This is a genomic window from Azospirillum lipoferum, assembly GCF_024170005.1.
In the GTDB taxonomy this organism is placed as follows: domain Bacteria; phylum Pseudomonadota; class Alphaproteobacteria; order Azospirillales; family Azospirillaceae; genus Azospirillum; species Azospirillum lipoferum.
In genome coordinates this window covers 189,192-203,935 of record NZ_JALJXJ010000006.1, presented here as the reverse complement: position 1 = coordinate 203,935, position 14,744 = coordinate 189,192, and the positions used below count along the sequence as shown (strand labels likewise).

The 14,744-nt window shown below is 66.9% G+C and carries 12 protein-coding genes; 10 read left to right on the top strand and 2 right to left on the bottom strand.

What is annotated here, in order from left to right:
• Positions 1–83 precede the first annotated feature (83 nt).
• Both J2848_RS15435 and ppc read right to left on the bottom strand, forming a co-directional pair.
• A complete protein-coding gene (locus tag J2848_RS15435; RefSeq protein ID WP_149231889.1) occupies positions 84–278 on the bottom strand; it encodes a hypothetical protein in 195 nt (64 codons plus the stop codon).
• Between the two features lie 294 nt (positions 279–572).
• A complete protein-coding gene (ppc, locus tag J2848_RS15430) occupies positions 573–3,344 on the bottom strand; it encodes a phosphoenolpyruvate carboxylase (RefSeq protein WP_149231890.1) in 2,772 nt (923 codons plus the stop codon).
• Positions 3,345–3,784: 440 nt separating this feature from the next.
• Here ppc and J2848_RS15425 point away from each other — a divergent pair, with 440 nt between their 5' ends.
• The 10 genes from J2848_RS15425 to J2848_RS15380 all read left to right on the top strand — a co-directional run bounded on the left by J2848_RS15425 (position 3,785) and on the right by J2848_RS15380 (position 14,696).
• Positions 3,785–4,975 (top strand): extracellular solute-binding protein, encoded by a 1,191-nt coding sequence (locus tag J2848_RS15425; protein ID WP_149231891.1) that lies wholly within the window; start codon positions 3,785–3,787, stop codon positions 4,973–4,975.
• Positions 4,976–5,087: 112 nt separating this feature from the next.
• Complete coding sequence (locus J2848_RS15420; protein ID WP_149231892.1) at positions 5,088–6,155, top strand: ABC transporter ATP-binding protein; 1,068 nt, start codon at positions 5,088–5,090, stop codon at positions 6,153–6,155.
• The gene (locus J2848_RS15415) at positions 6,152–7,054 is read left to right on the top strand and encodes an ABC transporter permease (RefSeq protein ID WP_211103156.1); all 903 of its coding nucleotides are present in this window, start codon (positions 6,152–6,154) and stop codon (positions 7,052–7,054) included. Before J2848_RS15420 ends, J2848_RS15415 begins: the two co-directional genes overlap by 4 nt.
• 12 nt (positions 7,055–7,066) lie before the next feature.
• A complete protein-coding gene (locus tag J2848_RS15410; protein WP_109865142.1) occupies positions 7,067–7,900 on the top strand; it encodes an ABC transporter permease in 834 nt (277 codons plus the stop codon).
• Positions 7,901–8,182: 282 nt separating this feature from the next.
• Positions 8,183–8,941: a GntR family transcriptional regulator gene (locus tag J2848_RS15405; RefSeq protein WP_149231893.1), complete on the top strand. Its 759-nt coding sequence runs from the start codon at positions 8,183–8,185 to the stop codon at positions 8,939–8,941.
• Positions 8,942–9,099: 158 nt separating this feature from the next.
• The gene (locus J2848_RS15400) at positions 9,100–10,614 is read left to right on the top strand and encodes a mannitol dehydrogenase family protein (protein ID WP_149231894.1); all 1,515 of its coding nucleotides are present in this window, start codon (positions 9,100–9,102) and stop codon (positions 10,612–10,614) included.
• Between the two features lie 40 nt (positions 10,615–10,654).
• Complete coding sequence (locus J2848_RS15395) at positions 10,655–11,683, top strand: Zn-dependent oxidoreductase (protein ID WP_149231895.1); 1,029 nt, start codon at positions 10,655–10,657, stop codon at positions 11,681–11,683.
• Between the two features lie 72 nt (positions 11,684–11,755).
• Positions 11,756–12,781: a TRAP transporter substrate-binding protein gene (locus tag J2848_RS15390; protein WP_149231896.1), complete on the top strand. Its 1,026-nt coding sequence runs from the start codon at positions 11,756–11,758 to the stop codon at positions 12,779–12,781.
• Positions 12,782–12,918: 137 nt separating this feature from the next.
• Positions 12,919–13,422: a TRAP transporter small permease gene (locus J2848_RS15385; protein WP_149231897.1), complete on the top strand. Its 504-nt coding sequence runs from the start codon at positions 12,919–12,921 to the stop codon at positions 13,420–13,422.
• Entirely contained in the window at positions 13,422–14,696 is a 1,275-nt protein-coding gene (locus tag J2848_RS15380) for a TRAP transporter large permease (RefSeq protein ID WP_149231898.1), read from the top strand. Before J2848_RS15385 ends, J2848_RS15380 begins: the two co-directional genes overlap by 1 nt.
• Positions 14,697–14,744: the final 48 nt, after the last annotated feature.

Here is a 14,744-nt window from a genome sequence, read left to right as displayed (position 1 = left end):
GAGATCTGAAAGAGTGACCTGAAAGAAAAAGCCCCTCTTCCGTCAGCGGAGAGGGGCTTTTCCTATGCCAGGACCGTCGCTGGTCAGCGCCGGGTCTCGACCGTGATCGGACGCCAGATCACCGCGGCGCCGGCACCGGCACCACAGGCGCCGCCGCAGAATTCCTCGTGAGTGTCGGTCGCTCCGCCCTGGGTGCCGGGATTGCTGCCCTGGGTGTTGGTGGTCGCCCGCTGCTGGTGCGGCTGGGCCATTTGCTGCTGCTGTGACTGAGTGGTCATACCATTTCTCCTCTCGGGGAGGCATGAGGTATCAAAATACTCATCGACGATCAACTGTGATTTTCGGCAGATCCGCCGTGACTTATTTTGGCATCCATGCCAATAGCCAAGCTTTCTTTTGCGACGGCGAAGAGTTGACCGTGCAATGCACAAGAAGAGGGCAAGGCGGACCAACCCATTTTCCCACAAACATAAAACGCCCTTCCTCGCGGGGGAGGAAGGGCGTTTTTGTCGGCAACCATGCGGCGGAACGTCGCCCGCCGCTGCGCTGCGGTAGTTGGGAGTGCGCTGTGGTCAGCCGCTGTTGCGCAGGCCGGCAGCGATGCCGTTGATGGTCAGATGGATGCCGCGGGCGATCTGCTCGCCGCTGTCGCTGGTGCGGTGACGCTTCAGCAGTTCGACCTGGACATGGTTCAGCGGGTCCAGATAGGGGAAGCGGTTGCGGATCGACCGCGCCAGCAGCGGGTTCTTCTCCAGCAGGGCCGACTGCTCGGTGATCGCCAGCAGGGCATCGATGCTGTCCTGCCACTCCGCCCGGATGCGGGAGAAGATGGCGTCGCGCAGCGCCGGATCCGACACCAGCCCGGCATAGCGCGATGCGATGGCGATGTTCGACTTGGACAGCACCATGTCCATGTTGGACAGCAGCGTGCTGAAGAAGCCCCAATCGCGGTGCATGGCGCGCAGCCGCTCCATCCCGTCGGGATGCTGGGCCAGATAGGCCTTCACCGCCGACCCGAAGCCGTACCAGCCCGGCAGCATCAGGCGGCACTGCGCCCAGCTGAACACCCAGGGAATGGCGCGCAGATCCTCGATGCTGGTCGATTTCTTGCGCGAGGCCGGGCGGCTGCCGATGTTGAGGTTGGCGATCTCGCCGATCACCGTCGATTCCCAGAAATACTTCTCGAAGCCCTCGGTCTCGTAGACCAGACCGCGATAGGCCTTGAAGGCATGCTCCGACAGCTCCTCCATGGTCTGGAGGAACAGGTCGGTGCAGGGCGCTGCCGATTCCGGGTGCAGCAGCGTGGCTTCCAGCGTCGCCGCCGCCAGCGTTTCCAGGTTGCGGCGGCCGACCTCCGGGTTGGAGTACTTGCCGGCGATGACCTCGCCCTGCTCGGTGATGCGGATGGCGCCCTGCACGGCGCCGGCCGGCTGGGCCAGGATCGCCTGATAGCTGGGTCCGCCGCCGCGGCCGACCGAACCGCCGCGACCGTGGAACAGCCGCAGCCGCACGCCATGCTTGGCGAACACCTCGACCAGCGCGATCTCGGCCTTGTACAGCTCCCAGCCGGAGGTGAGGAACCCGCCGTCCTTGTTGCTGTCCGAATAGCCGAGCATCACCTCCTGCAGATTGCCGCGGCTTTCCAGGAAGCGCCGGTAGGTCGGGATCGACAGCAGCCGGTCCATGGTGGCGGCGCAGTTGCGCAGGTCGCCGATCGTCTCGAACAGCGGGGCGATGTTCAGGTCCAGCGCCTTGTCCTTCGGCCGCAGCAGCCCGGCTTCCTTCAGCAGGACGGCGACCTCCAGGATGTCCGACACGCCGTCGGTCTTGGAGATGACGCAGTTCACCACCGCATCGGCGCCGAAGCGGGCGCGGGCATCGGCGGCGGTGCGCAGGATGTCGAGTTCGGAGTTGGTTTCCTCCGAATAATCGGCGTAGCGCGAGGCCAGCGGCCGGTTGGTCTCCAGCTCGCGGACCAGCAGCTCGATCCGCTCGTCCTCCGACAGCGCCGTGTAGTCGACGCCGGCGTCGGCGAAGGACAGCAGCTCCGCCACGGACCGCTCATGCACGTCGGAATTCTGGCGCAGGTCGATGCTGGCCAGATGGAAGCCGAACAGGTCCACCGCCCGGCGCAGATGGCGCAGCCGGCCCTTGGCGAGTGCGGCCGAGCCGTTGACGGTCAGCGAGCGGTCGATGATGTCGAGATCGGCGCGGAATTCCGCCGGGGCCAGGTAGGGCGGCGCGTCGCCCACGGCGTGGCGCGGCGCCTCCAGCCCGTCCAGCGTCCGCAAGGTCGCGGCGACCCGCGCATAGATGCCGGAGATGGCGCGGCGGTACGGCTCCATCTTGCGGTGCGGCGAGGGATCGGGCGAGCGTTCGGCCAGCTGGCGCAGCGGCTCCGACACGTCGATGACGCGGGTGCTGAGCGACAGCTCCGACCCCAGCGTATGCAGCTCGTCCAGATAGAATTGCAGGGCACGGGTGCTCTGCATCCGCATCGCCTGACGCAGCACGGGGGCGGTGACGAAGGGGTTGCCGTCGCGGTCGCCGCCGATCCAGCTGCCCATGCGCAGGAAGGACGGCAGCTCCGTCGTCGTCCAGGACGGATCGGTCCTGCGCAGATGGTCTTCCAGCTGGGCGTAGAAGCGCGGCATCTCGCGCAGGAAGGTGTAGTCGTAGAAGGTCAGGCCGTTGGCCACCTCGTCCGTCACCGCCAGCTTGGTGGCGCGCAGGATCGCGGTCTGCCACAGGGTCAGCACGGCACGCTGGAGCGATTCGAGGTTGATCTCCTCCTCCTCCGGCGTCATCGGCCCGTGGTCGCGCTCGGCCAGCAGCTTGGCGACCTGCATCTGCACGGTCAGGATGCTCTTGCGCTGCACCTCGGTCGGGTGGGCGGTCAGCACCGGGCTGACCAGCGCGCCGTCGAAGAACTCCTTCAACTGCTGGGTGGTGACGCCGGCCTTCGCCGCCTCGTCCAGCGCATGGGCCATGGTGCCGTCGCGTGCGGCCGAACCGGCGAGCGCGTGGGCACGGGTGCGGCGGATGTGGTGCTGGTCCTCGGCGATGTTGGCGAGGTGCGAGAAGAAGCTGTAGGCCCGCACCACCCGCGCCGTCTGCGGCGGCGACAGGCTGTTCAGGATGCCTTCCAGTTCCTTGCGGGCGCCCTGGTCCTCTTCGCGGTGGAAGCGGATGGAGGTCTGGCGGATGCGCTCGACGATGTCGAACACCGCCTCCCCTTCCTGGCTGCGGACGGTGTCGCCCAGGATGCGCCCCAGCAGGCGGATGTCTTCGCGGAGCGGCTGGTCCTTCGTCTCGGAGCTTTCCTGCAGCACGATGGCGGACATGGGCGACGGTTTCCTGGTCGAGGATGGACGGATACGGGCGACGCGCGAACGGGGATGATCATTTTCCGGGCAGGGGGCGCCCCTGCACGCGAAGTGGTCAGACCATCGGCGACAGCATGCCCATTCTGTCAGAAGTTTCAACCGTCCGTGTGCTGGTGCGAAATGATTTCCAAAAGTCGCAGCGCTGAGAAATGCGACGTCGCATAAGACGTTGCACATTTGCCTGGCCAACCGCCGCCTCCTACACAAAATCGTGTGCTCCGGGCACTACCATACAAGTTTCGGCTTGCGGGCCTCCGGCTACCATACTAGCATTCGGACGGATTACGGATTATCCGCATCTTCCGCGACATCAGCCACAGTTCGGCCGGGCCCTTGGGGCGCCGGCCGCTTCCAGCATGCCGGCCACATTCAAAAAAGCCTGAACGGGAGGGACTCCAATGATCGACCTCGGGATTTCAAGACGCGGCTTCCTTGCGGCATCCGCCGGCACCGCCGGTTTGCTGGCCGCCGGCCGGCCGGTGTTCGCGGCCTTGCAGAAGCCGGCGAGCCCGGTCACGCTGAACGTGGTGGACGTCGCGGGCAATCTGGCGCTGACCCAGAAGGCGATCGAGAATTACCGCAAGGCCAAGCCCGACTGGGCCTCGCGCATCGTCTTCTCCAAGGCGCCGGCACCGGAGCTTCCCGGCAAGCTGAAGGCGCAGCAGGACGCCAACCGGGTTGACATCGATCTGGTGCTGACCGGCACCGACGTGCTGTCCGCCGGCATCGACCAGAAGCTGTGGGTCAATCTGCTGCCGGACCGCGCCGGCGACCTGCCGAAGCTGTCCGACATCTATCTGGAGCCGGCCGCCCGCATGCAGGGCCTCGCCGAAGGCCAGGGCGTGGTCGTCACCTACTACCCCTCCGGTCCGCTGTTCGAATATGCGCCGGAGCGGGTGAAGCAGGTGCCGAAGACCGCGGCGGAGCTGCTGGCCTGGGCCAAGGCCAACCCGAAGCGCTTCGCCTATGCCCGCCCGGCCAACTCCGGTCCCGGCCGCACCTTCCTGATGGGCTTGCCCTACATCCTGGGCGACAAGGACCCGAAGGATCCGGTCAATGGCTGGGAGAAGACCTGGGCCTACCTGCGCGAACTGGGCGAGACCATCGAGGCCTATCCGGCCGGCACCACCCCGACCATGAAGGCGCTGGGCGAAGGCTCGCTCGACATCATCGCGTCGACCACCGGCTGGGACATCAACCCGCGGGTGCTCGGCGTGGTGCCGAAGTCGGCCGAGGTCTTCGCGGTGGAGAATTTCCGCTGGGTCGCCGACGCCCATTACATGTGCATCCCCAAGGGCGTTTCGGCGGAGAAGCTGGCCGTCCTTCTGGACCTGATGAACCATCTGCTGACCCCGGCGCAGCAGGCCTACACCTATGACGAGGGCTATTTCTATCCCGGCCCGGCGGTGAAGGGCGTGACGCTCGCCATGGCGCCGAAGGAAAGCCAGGACGCCATCGCCGAGTTCGGCCGCCCGTCCTACGACAAGCTGATCGCCGACAACCCCATCGAACTGCCGCTCGCCGCCGACAAGCTGGTCCAGGCCTTCCGCCGCTGGGACGAGGAGATCGGCGCGCGCAAGGGCAAGTAACGGGCAAGTGACCGTTCTACAGCCGACGACGTGAAACGGAGGCATCCTTCGCTCGAGACCGGGCGAAGGATGCCTCCGACGAATGCGCCTCATCCAGCCACAGGACCCCGGAATGACCGTCGGACCCGCCACCTTCAAGCAACTGCACCTTCAGGGAGTGAGGCGGGAGTTCGACGCCTTCACGGCGCTGAAAGGGTTGGACCTGACCATCGAGCGGGGCGAGTTCATCGCCCTGCTCGGCCCGTCGGGCTGCGGCAAGACCACCGCGCTGAACTGCATCGCCGGCCTGCTGCCGGTCAGCGGCGGCCGGATCATGCTGGATGACCGCCGGGTCGACGTGCTGCGGCCGGAAGAGCGCGGCTTCGGCATGGTCTTCCAGAATTACGCCCTGTTCCCGCACATGACCGTGCGGAAGAACATCGGCTTCGGCCTGCGCATGCGCGGCGTGCCGAAGCCGGAGCTGGAAAAGCGCGTCGACGCCGCCCTGGCGGCGGTGCGGCTGGAATCGCAGGCGGGAAAGCTGCCCGGTCAGCTTTCCGGCGGTCAGCAGCAGCGCGTCGCCATCGCCCGCGCCATCGTGGTCGAGCCGCCGCTGGTGCTGATGGACGAGCCGCTATCCAACCTGGACGCCAAGCTGAGGCTGGAGATGCGCCAGGAAATCCGCCGCATCCACCAGTCGCTCGGCTCCACCACCATCTACGTCACCCACGACCAGGAGGAGGCGCTGTCGCTGGCCGACCGCATCGTCGTCCTGCGCGACGGCGCCATCCGTCAGGTCGGCACCCCGGCGGAGCTGTACGCCCTGCCCGCCCATCTCGACGTCGCCGACTTCATGGGTTTCCGCAACCGGGTCAATGGCGAACTGGTCGGGATGGAGGGCGAGGATGCCCTGCTCGACATCGAGGGCACGGTGATCCGCGGCCGGATGCGCGCGGCGTCCTCCGGCAGGGCGGCCGTCGCGGCGATCCGTCCCGACGATCTTGAGCCGACCGGCACCGACAGCGGCATCCCCGTACGGGTGGAGGCGGTGGAGTATCGCGGGCGCGGCTTCCACGGCGTCGGCGTCACCGCGTCGGGGACCGAGCTGCATTTCGCCTCCCCCTACCCGCTGCAGCGGGGGGCCGCCGTCCGGCTCGGCGCCGATGCCGGCCGCGTGCTGGTGTTCGGGGACGCGCGATGAGCGCCGTCATGGAAGGCCGGGCCGAGGGGCCGACCCTGCGCCAGCGGCTGGCCGCCCGCGGCATCGACGGGGCGACCCTGCTGGTGCTGCCCTGCGTGGCACTGATCCTGGGGCTGTTCATCTACCCGTTCCTGTACGGGCTGGTGCTGTCCTTCCAGCCCAAGGACGGGTCGCTGTTCGGCAACTATGCCAGATTCTTCAGTGATCCGTTCCTCTACGGCACCATCTTCAAGACGCTGCGGCTGGCCTTCCCGGTGACGCTGCTGAACCTGCTGATCGCGATCCCGATCGCCTTCCGGGTGCGGCTGATGCGGCGCCAGCGGCTGCTGACCACCCTGCTGGTGCTGCCGATCACGCTGGGCACCGTGCTGGTCGCCGAAGGCATGCTGTTCTATTTCGGGCCGCAGGGCTGGTTCAACCGCATCCTGATGGCCGCCGGACTGCTGTCCAGCCCGGTTTCCGTTCTGAACGGCTATTGGGGCGTCTTCATCTCGCTGGTGCTGACCGGCTTCCCCTTCACCTTCCTGCTGACGCTGTCCTACGTCACCGGCATCGACCCGTCGCTGGAGAATGCGGCGGCGACGCTGGGCGCCGGGCCGGCGGCCCGCTTCCGCGAGGTCTTCCTGCCACTGCTGGTGCCCGGCCTCGCCATCACCTTCTGCCTGTCCTTCGTCCAGGCTTACTCGGTGTTGCCGTCGGCGGTGCTGGTCGGCGATCCGGCCAATGCCACCCGTGTCATCTCCATCGCCGCCTACCAGGCCGCGTTCGAGGAGTACGACTACTCCATGGCCTCGGCCATCGCGATGATCATGGGGGCGGTCCAATTGCTGGTGGTCGTGGCGGTCCTGGGTTGCCGCTCGCTGTTCTACCGCGGCCCCGCCGCGGGCGCCAAAGGCTGAGGAGAGGCGGCAATGCAGAAATCCATCATGTCCCGCCTTTGGGTCTTCGCCGTCTGGGCGGTGATCGGGCTGTTCCTGGTCAATCTCATGGGGCTGATCGCCTCGGTGCTGACCTCCTCGGTGGCGACCCGCTGGCTCGGCACCTGGTTGCCGGCGGGCTTCACCACCCGCTGGTATTTCGCCGCCTGGGACGAATTCCAGCTGGGTGACGTGCTGTGGGTCACCTTCCAGGCGGTCGGGGCAGTGGTCCTGCTGTCCGGCCTGCTGGGGGTGCCCGCCGCCTATGCGCTGGCGCGGCGCGAGTTTCCGGCCAAGCGGGCGGTGATGCTGCTGTTGCTGTTGCCCCTGCTGGTTCCGCCGATCACCTACGGCATCCCGCTGGCGACGGTGCTCTACAAGGCGGGGCTGGGCGGCACGCTGACCGGCGTCATCCTGGCCAATCTGGTGCCGACCGTGCCCTTCGTGGTTCTGGTGATGATCCCCTTCATCGAGCAGATCGATCCGCGCACCGAAGCGGCGGCCCGAGTCTTCGGCGCCAACATCTTCCAGATGTTCGTCCATGTGCTGGTGCCGATGCTGATGCCGGGTGTGCTGGCGGCGCTGCTGCTGGTGCTGGTGCGGACCATCGGCATGTTCGAACTGACCTTCCTGGTCTCCGGACCCGGCAGCCAGACCCTGGTGGTAGCGCTCTATTACGCGGTGTTCGCCTCCGGCGTTCGGGCGGTGCAGTCGATCGACGCCATGGCGGTCATCTATATGGCGACCACGCTGGTCTGGCTGATCGTCGCCCTGCGTTTCGTCAACCCGACCCAGATCGTCGGCCGCGGGAAGCGTCCGGCGGCGTAAGGCCGATTCCGTGCCTGCCCCCGCTCAAGGTTTTGATACCAACACCATGATCTTGAACGGGGTTCCCGTAATTCCAGTTTTTACCTGCCGACGGTTTGTTTGTGGAACTCTGACGAGGACTCTTTGATCTGGAAGATCTTCCGTTGAAAATCCGCATCGGGTCAAGTGAGGATGGCGGGAAATACTCTTGCCGATCACTTGGTATGGTAGTATCCTGATAGACCAGTTATTCTCTCCGGCCCTTCGGGCAGGTTTCGAGGCGCCATAAACCATGACGTGCCGATGCTGAACAAGATCGACGTGGAGTCCGGCGAACCGATCGCGCGGCGTGTGTACCGGGTGCTGCGCCAAGCCATCGTGACGATGCAGTTCCGCCCCGGCCAAGCCCTGTCGGAGCAGGAGATCGCCGACCAGCTGGGCGTCAGCCGCCAGCCGGTGCGTGAGGCTTTCATCAAGCTGAGCGAGGCAGGCCTTCTCACCATCCGTCCGCAGCGCGGCAGCTTCGTCGTCAAGATCTCGGTCAAGCAGGTGCTCGACGCCCGCTTCGTCCGCGAGGCGGTGGAAACCGCCGTGGTGCGCAAGGCCTGCGAGACCATCACGGCGGCCGGCATCGCCGAGTTGCGCGACAACCTGAAGGCCCAGTGGGATATCGCCGACGAGCCGGTTCCCGTGCGCTTCCTGGAGTTGGACGAGGCCTTTCACCGCGCCATCGCCATCGGGGCGGAGTGCGACTATGCCTGGCGCATCGTCGAGGAGACGAAGGCGCAGATGGACCGAGTCCGCTATCTCAGCGTCCCCTATGCCACGCCGATCCGCCGGCTGATCTCGCAGCATCAGGCGGTGCTGGAGGCGATCGTCGCCCGCGATCCCGTCAAGGCGGAGGCCGCGATGGGACTGCATCTGCGCGAGATTCTGACCTCGTTGCCCGAACTGGAAGGCAAGTTCCCCGACCTGTTCACCCTTGAGGACGCCAGCGCCCCGCCGACGCAAAAGGTGCCCTCGCGAAGCAGCGGCCGGTCGCGGGTTGCCGCCTTGCGCTGACCTGCGCGGCATTTCGGGACCGGCGGTATCTGTGGGCGGTCCGTAGCGGGACTATATGGTTCGTTAAGGTGACAATCCGGGTTGCCCTTCCCCGCGCTTATTGACATACTACCATACAAGAATGTGAGCCAACCGCTCGCCAGGAAGGAAATGCCTCCATGGAATCGTCCGCGTCCCACACCTCTCCTTCCGGCGTCCCGTCACGGCGCCTGGGCGTCTCCAGCCTGCCCATCCTGCCGGCTGGGGTGGCGCGGCCCGGCTATGACCGCGGGCATCTCGACATCGGGATCGTCCATCTCGGCGTCGGCGCCTTCCAGCGCGCCCATCAGGCAGCCTACACCGACGCCCTGCTGGGAAAGCAGTTCGGGCCGTGGGGCATCGCCGGGGTCAGCCTGCGCAGCCCCGACACCCGCGACGCGCTGGAGCCGCAGGACGGGCTCTACACCGTCGCGGTGCGCGATGCGGAAGGCGAGCGGCTGCGGGTGGTCGGCTGCCTGTTGGACCTGCTGGTGGCGCATGAGGATCCCGACGCGGTGCTGGAGCGGATGTGCCGCCCGTCGGTGCGCATCGTCACCCTGACGGTGACGGAGAAGGGCTATTGCCATGATCCGGCGACCGGCGCGCTGAACGAGGCCCATCCCGACATCCGTCACGACATCGACAATCCGGGCAAGCCGCGCACCGCCATCGGCTTCCTGGCCGAGGCGCTGGCCCGCCGCCGCGCCGCCGGGCTGGCGCCCTTCACCGTCCTGAGCTGTGACAATTTGCCGAGCAACGGTGACACCGTCGCCCGCATCCTGCGCCGCTTCGCTGAATTGCGCGATCCGGCCTTCGGCGCCTGGGTGGCGGAAACGGTCGCCTGCCCCAACAGCATGGTCGACCGCATCGTTCCCGCCACCACCGAGGCCGACCGTGCGCGCGTGTCCCGGTCGCTCGGCGTTCAGGATGCCTGGCCGGTGGTGACGGAGCCCTTCACCCAATGGGTGGTGGAGGACCGCTTCCCCGCCGGCCGCCCGGCCTGGGAGACGGTGGGGGTCGAACTGGTCGCCGACGTCCATCCCTACGAGACGATGAAGCTGCGGCTGCTGAACGGCAGCCACTCCACCATCGCCTATCTCGGCTATCTGGCGGGCTACGAGACGGTGTCGGACACCATGGCCGATCCCGCCTTCGCCACGCTGGTCCGCAACCTGATGGACCAGGAGACCGGGCCGACCCTGCACATGCCGCCCGGTGCGGACATGGAGCAGTACAAGGACGCGCTGCTCACCCGCTTCCGCAATCCGGCGCTGCGCCACCGCACCTGGCAGATCGCCATGGACGGCACGCAGAAGCTGCCGCAGCGGCTGCTGAACCCGATCCGTGACCGGCTGGCCGCCGGTGAAGCGATTGACCGGCTGGCCTTGGCCGTCGCCGCCTGGATGCGCTACGTCGCCGGCACCGACGAGAAGGGGCAGTCCATCGACGTGCGCGATCCGCTGGCCGGCAAACTGGCGGAGATCGCGGCCGCCACCGCTGGAAACCCGGACCGGCTGGCCGAGGCGCTGTTCGGCCTGACCGCGGTGTTCGGTGAGGATCTGCCGCGCGACCCGCGCTTCACCGGCCCGGTGACCGCCGCGCTCAGGCGCCTGTTCGCCGAGGGCGCCCGCGCCGTGGTCGCCGCCACCGCCTGACCTCCGTTTCACAGCATCCTCTTCAGTAGGGAGTGTTCCCGTGGTTGCCCTGACCGTCGAAAAGCCGCATGTGCTGGCGCTCCTCCCTGAAAATGCCCCCGCTGCCGGGCCGGTCAAGGCCGGGGAGGTGCTGGTGCGCGTCCAGCGTGCCGGCATCTGCGGGTCGGACCTGCACATCTACCACGGCTCCAACCCCTTCGCCGTCTATCCCCGTGTCATCGGCCACGAGTTCGCCGGCACCGTCGAGGCGGTCGGCGACGGCGTGACCAACGTCGCCGCCGGTGATCATGTGGTGGTCGATCCGGTGGTGTCCTGCGGCCGCTGCTATGCCTGCCGGGCCGGGCGCACCAATGTCTGCGCAAATCTGGAGGTGTTCGGCGTCCACCGCGACGGCGGGTTCCGCAACCATGTCGTGGTCCCAGCCGCCAATGCGATCAAGGTGCGCTCCGACCTGCCGATCTCGATCGCCGCGCTGGCGGAACCGCTGTCCATCGCCGCGAATGTGCTGTCGCGCACCGGCATCAATGCCGACGACACGCTGCTGGTCTATGGCGCCGGCACCGTCGGGCTGACGGTGGTGCAGGTCGCCAAGCTGCACGGCGCCCGCTGCATCGTCGCCGACCTGGACGACAGGCGGCTGGAGCGGGCGAAGGAGTTCGGCGCCGACGTCGTCCTCAATTCCTCACGCGTGTCGGTGCCCGATGCGGTGCGCGACGAGAATGACGGGCTCGGCCCGACGGTGGTGATCGACGGGGCCGGAGTGCCGGCGCTGCTGGAGGAGGCCTGCCGCCTCGCCAGCCCGGCGGCGCGCATCGGCCTGCTGGGCTTCTCGCCCGCCCCCTGCAACATCAGCCAGCAGGAGATCGTGAAGAAGGAACTGACGCTGGTCGGCTCGCGCCTGAACCGCCGCCTGCTGCCGCAGGTCATCGACTGGCTGGAAAGCGGCAAGCTGCAACCGGCGGCGATGATCACCCAGGTCTTCCCGATCGCCGACGCGGCGAGCGCCTTCTCGCTGATCGAAACCGACCCGTCCAGCACCATCAAGGTCCAGCTCGACTTCGAAAGCTGACCGCCTGCCGGACGGCAGCCAACCAATCAAGCAATGGCGGACTTGATCCGCCCGAAACGGAGGGACACCAGGATGAACAGCAAGACCCCGATCTCGCGCCGCACGCTGGCCAAGAGCATCGGCCTCGGCGCCGGCCTCGCCGCGGGCGCGACGCTGCTGGGCGGCATCGCCGCACCGGCCATCGTGCGCGCCCAGGCCAAGACGACGCTGAAGCTCGGTCACCTCGCCAACGAGGACAATGTCTGGCACAAGGCCTCGCTGGTCTTCGCCGAGGAAGTGGCGAAGCGCACCAATGGCGCGGTCGAGGTCAAGGTGTTCCCCAACGAGCAGCTCGGCAAGGAAACCGACCTGATCAAGGGCATCCAGCTCGGCACCATCGACTTCACCATCACCGGCGAGTCCCTGCAGAACTGGGCGCCGGCCGCGGCCCTGCTGGCGGTTCCCTATGCCATCCGCGACCTGGATCACCTGGACAAGGTCGTCACCGGCGAGCCGGGCAAGAAGATCGCCGAATCGATCGAACAGAAGACCCAGCTGGTCCCGCTGACCTACTTCGCCCGCGGCCCGCGCAACCTGACCAGCAAGCGCCCGATCAAGTCGCCGAACGACCTGAACGGCCTGAAGATGCGCGTTCCCAACGTGCCGCTGTTCGTTTCCTTCTGGCAGGGGCTGGGCGCCAAGCCGACGCCGATGGCCTTCTCCGAGGTCTTCACCGGCCTGCAGAACGACACCATCGAGGCGCAGGAGAACCCGCTGGCGCTGATCAAGTCGGCGAGCTTCTACGAAGTCCAGAAATACGTGAACCAGACGGAGCACGTCATCAGCTGGATCTATCTGGTCGGCGGGTCGAAGAAACTGAACAAGATGCCGGCCGAACAGCGCGCCGCCATCATGGAAGCCGCCAAGGCTGCCCAGGCCGCCGAGCGCAAGCTGTTCATCGAGGACGAGACCAAGCTGGCCGCCGACCTCAAGGCCAAGGGCATGGAGTTCGTCGCCGTCGACAAGGCCGCCTTCGCCGAGAAGGGCCGCCCGGCCGTGGTCGCCGCGCTGTCGCCGGAGATCAAGCCGATCTACGACGAAATCCTCGCGGTGAAGTGAGGGGAAGATCCCCTCTCCCCCGCTCACGCGCAAACTCTGTTTGCGCTGACGCGACAGGCGGACCCCCGGTCCGCCGAAAGCGGAGAGAGGGGGATACGGAGCCGTGTCCCCCTCCCCCAACCGCAAGAGCCATGTCCATGCGCAACGCCTTTGCCGCCCTGGTGTCGGCCGTCTCCGCCCTCTGCCGTTGGGGTACCCTGGCGGCCGTCGGCGTCCTCATCATCGTCGTGACCATCCAGGTGCTGGGCCGCATTCCCGGCTTTCCCTCGCCGCCCTGGACGGAGGAGGTGGCCCGCTTCGCGCTGGTCCATCTCGTCGCCTTCTCCTGCGGGCTGGCGCTGCTGCGCGGCGAGCTGGTGAACGTCGACATGTTCATCCTGCTGCTGCCCAAGCCGATGCAAACGGTCGTCGCGCGGCTGGTCGACATCGCGATTCTGGTCTTTGCCGTCGCGATCATCCCCGGCGCCTGGGACTACGTCGTCGGCAGCCTGGGCGAGCGGGCGCGCTCCATCAACGTCCCGATGATCTGGGTCTATGTCGTGACGCTGATCATTCCGGTCTCGCTCGCCTTCTTCTCGATCGCCCGGCTGGCCGGGCTCGGGCGCGATTCGGCGCCGCCCAGCCATGGGGAAACCGTCTGATGGTCACCGCACTCTTCGTCACCTTCGCCGTCCTGCTGATCCTGGGCGCGCCGGTGGGCATCGCGCTGGGCGGTGCGTCGGCGGTCTATCTGGTCGGCAGCGACATCGACCTCGCGGTGGTTCCGCAGTTCATGTATGCCGGCATGGACAGCTTCGTCCTGCTCTGCATCCCCGGCTTCGTGCTGGCCGGCAACCTGATGAACGGCGGCGGCATCACCGATCAGATCGTGCTGTTCAGCAACCGGCTGGTCGGCCATATCCGCGGTGGCCTCGGCCTTGCCAACGTCACCGGCTCGATGGTGTTCGCCGGGATCTCCGGCACCGCGGTGGCGGAAACGGCGTCCATCGGTGCGGTGATGATCCCGGCGATGCGCAAGTCCGGCTATGACGCACCCTTCGCCGCCGCGGTGACCGCCGCCGCCTCCACCGTCGGTCCGATCATCCCGCCCAGCGTGCCGATGATCATCGTCGGCACCCTGACCGGCCTGTCGGTCGGCAAGATGTTCATGGCCGGCGCCGTCCCGGGCCTGCTGCTCGGCCTCGGCATGATGCTGACGGTCTGGATCCTGGCACGGGTGCGCAACTATCCGCGCGAGCCCTGGCAGGGGTTCGGTGCCCTGCTGCGCGCCAGCCGCGGCGCCTTCTGGGCGCTGCTGATGACGGCGATCATCCTGTTCGGCATCGTCGGCGGCTATTTCACTCCGACCGAGGCTTCCATCGTCTCGGCGATCTACGCCTTCGTCATCGGGTTGTTCGTCTACAAGGGCTTCAAGCTCCGCCAGTTGCCGGCGATCCTGCTGGAGAGCGCCATCGGGGCGGGCGGGCTGATCCTGCTGGTGGGCCTCGCCAATGTCTTCGGCTGGATCCTGACCAGCGAGCAGATCCCGCAGGCCATCGCCGCCTCGATGCTGGCGCTGACCACCAACAAGTACCTGATCATTCTGCTGATCAACATCCTGCTGCTGATCGTCGGCACTTTCATGGAGACGATCGCGGCGTTGATCATCCTGTTCCCGCCGCTGCTGGCGGTGGCGACCCAGGTCGGCATCGACCCGATCCATTTCGCCACCTTCGCCGTGCTGAACCTGATGATCGGCCTGACCACCCCGCCGGTCGGCGTCTGCCTGTTCGTCGCAGCGAACATCGCGAAGATCTCCCTGGGCGCCATCACCAAGGCGATCTGGCCCTTCCTCCTCTGCAACATCCTGATCCTGTTCCTGGTCTCCTACATCCCGGCCCTGTCGCTGTGGCTGCCGAGCCTGCTTTTCCGCTGATTTCTTCAGACTTCCAAAGCCCCCTCTCTTTCCAAGGAGTTCGAAGCC

Bases quoted from the DNA above. Each gene is read 5' to 3' on its own strand.
- J2848_RS15385 (WP_149231897.1), top strand. From the start codon at position 12,919: ATGCGCAACGCCTTTGCCGCCCTGGTGTCGGCCGTCTCCGCCCTCTGC.
- J2848_RS15420 (WP_149231892.1), top strand. From the start codon at position 5,088: ATGACCGTCGGACCCGCCACCTTCAAGCAACTGCACCTTCAGGGAGTG.
- J2848_RS15425 (WP_149231891.1), top strand. From the start codon at position 3,785: ATGATCGACCTCGGGATTTCAAGACGCGGCTTCCTTGCGGCATCCGCC.
- J2848_RS15390 (WP_149231896.1), top strand. From the start codon at position 11,756: ATGAACAGCAAGACCCCGATCTCGCGCCGCACGCTGGCCAAGAGCATC.
- J2848_RS15380 (WP_149231898.1), top strand. From the start codon at position 13,422: ATGGTCACCGCACTCTTCGTCACCTTCGCCGTCCTGCTGATCCTGGGC.
- J2848_RS15410 (WP_109865142.1), top strand. From the start codon at position 7,067: ATGCAGAAATCCATCATGTCCCGCCTTTGGGTCTTCGCCGTCTGGGCG.
- J2848_RS15400 (WP_149231894.1), top strand. From the start codon at position 9,100: ATGGAATCGTCCGCGTCCCACACCTCTCCTTCCGGCGTCCCGTCACGG.
- ppc (WP_149231890.1), bottom strand. From the start codon at position 3,344: ATGTCCGCCATCGTGCTGCAGGAAAGCTCCGAGACGAAGGACCAGCCG.
- J2848_RS15435 (WP_149231889.1), bottom strand. From the start codon at position 278: ATGACCACTCAGTCACAGCAGCAGCAAATGGCCCAGCCGCACCAGCAG.
- J2848_RS15415 (WP_211103156.1), top strand. From the start codon at position 6,152: ATGAGCGCCGTCATGGAAGGCCGGGCCGAGGGGCCGACCCTGCGCCAG.
- J2848_RS15405 (WP_149231893.1), top strand. From the start codon at position 8,183: ATGCTGAACAAGATCGACGTGGAGTCCGGCGAACCGATCGCGCGGCGT.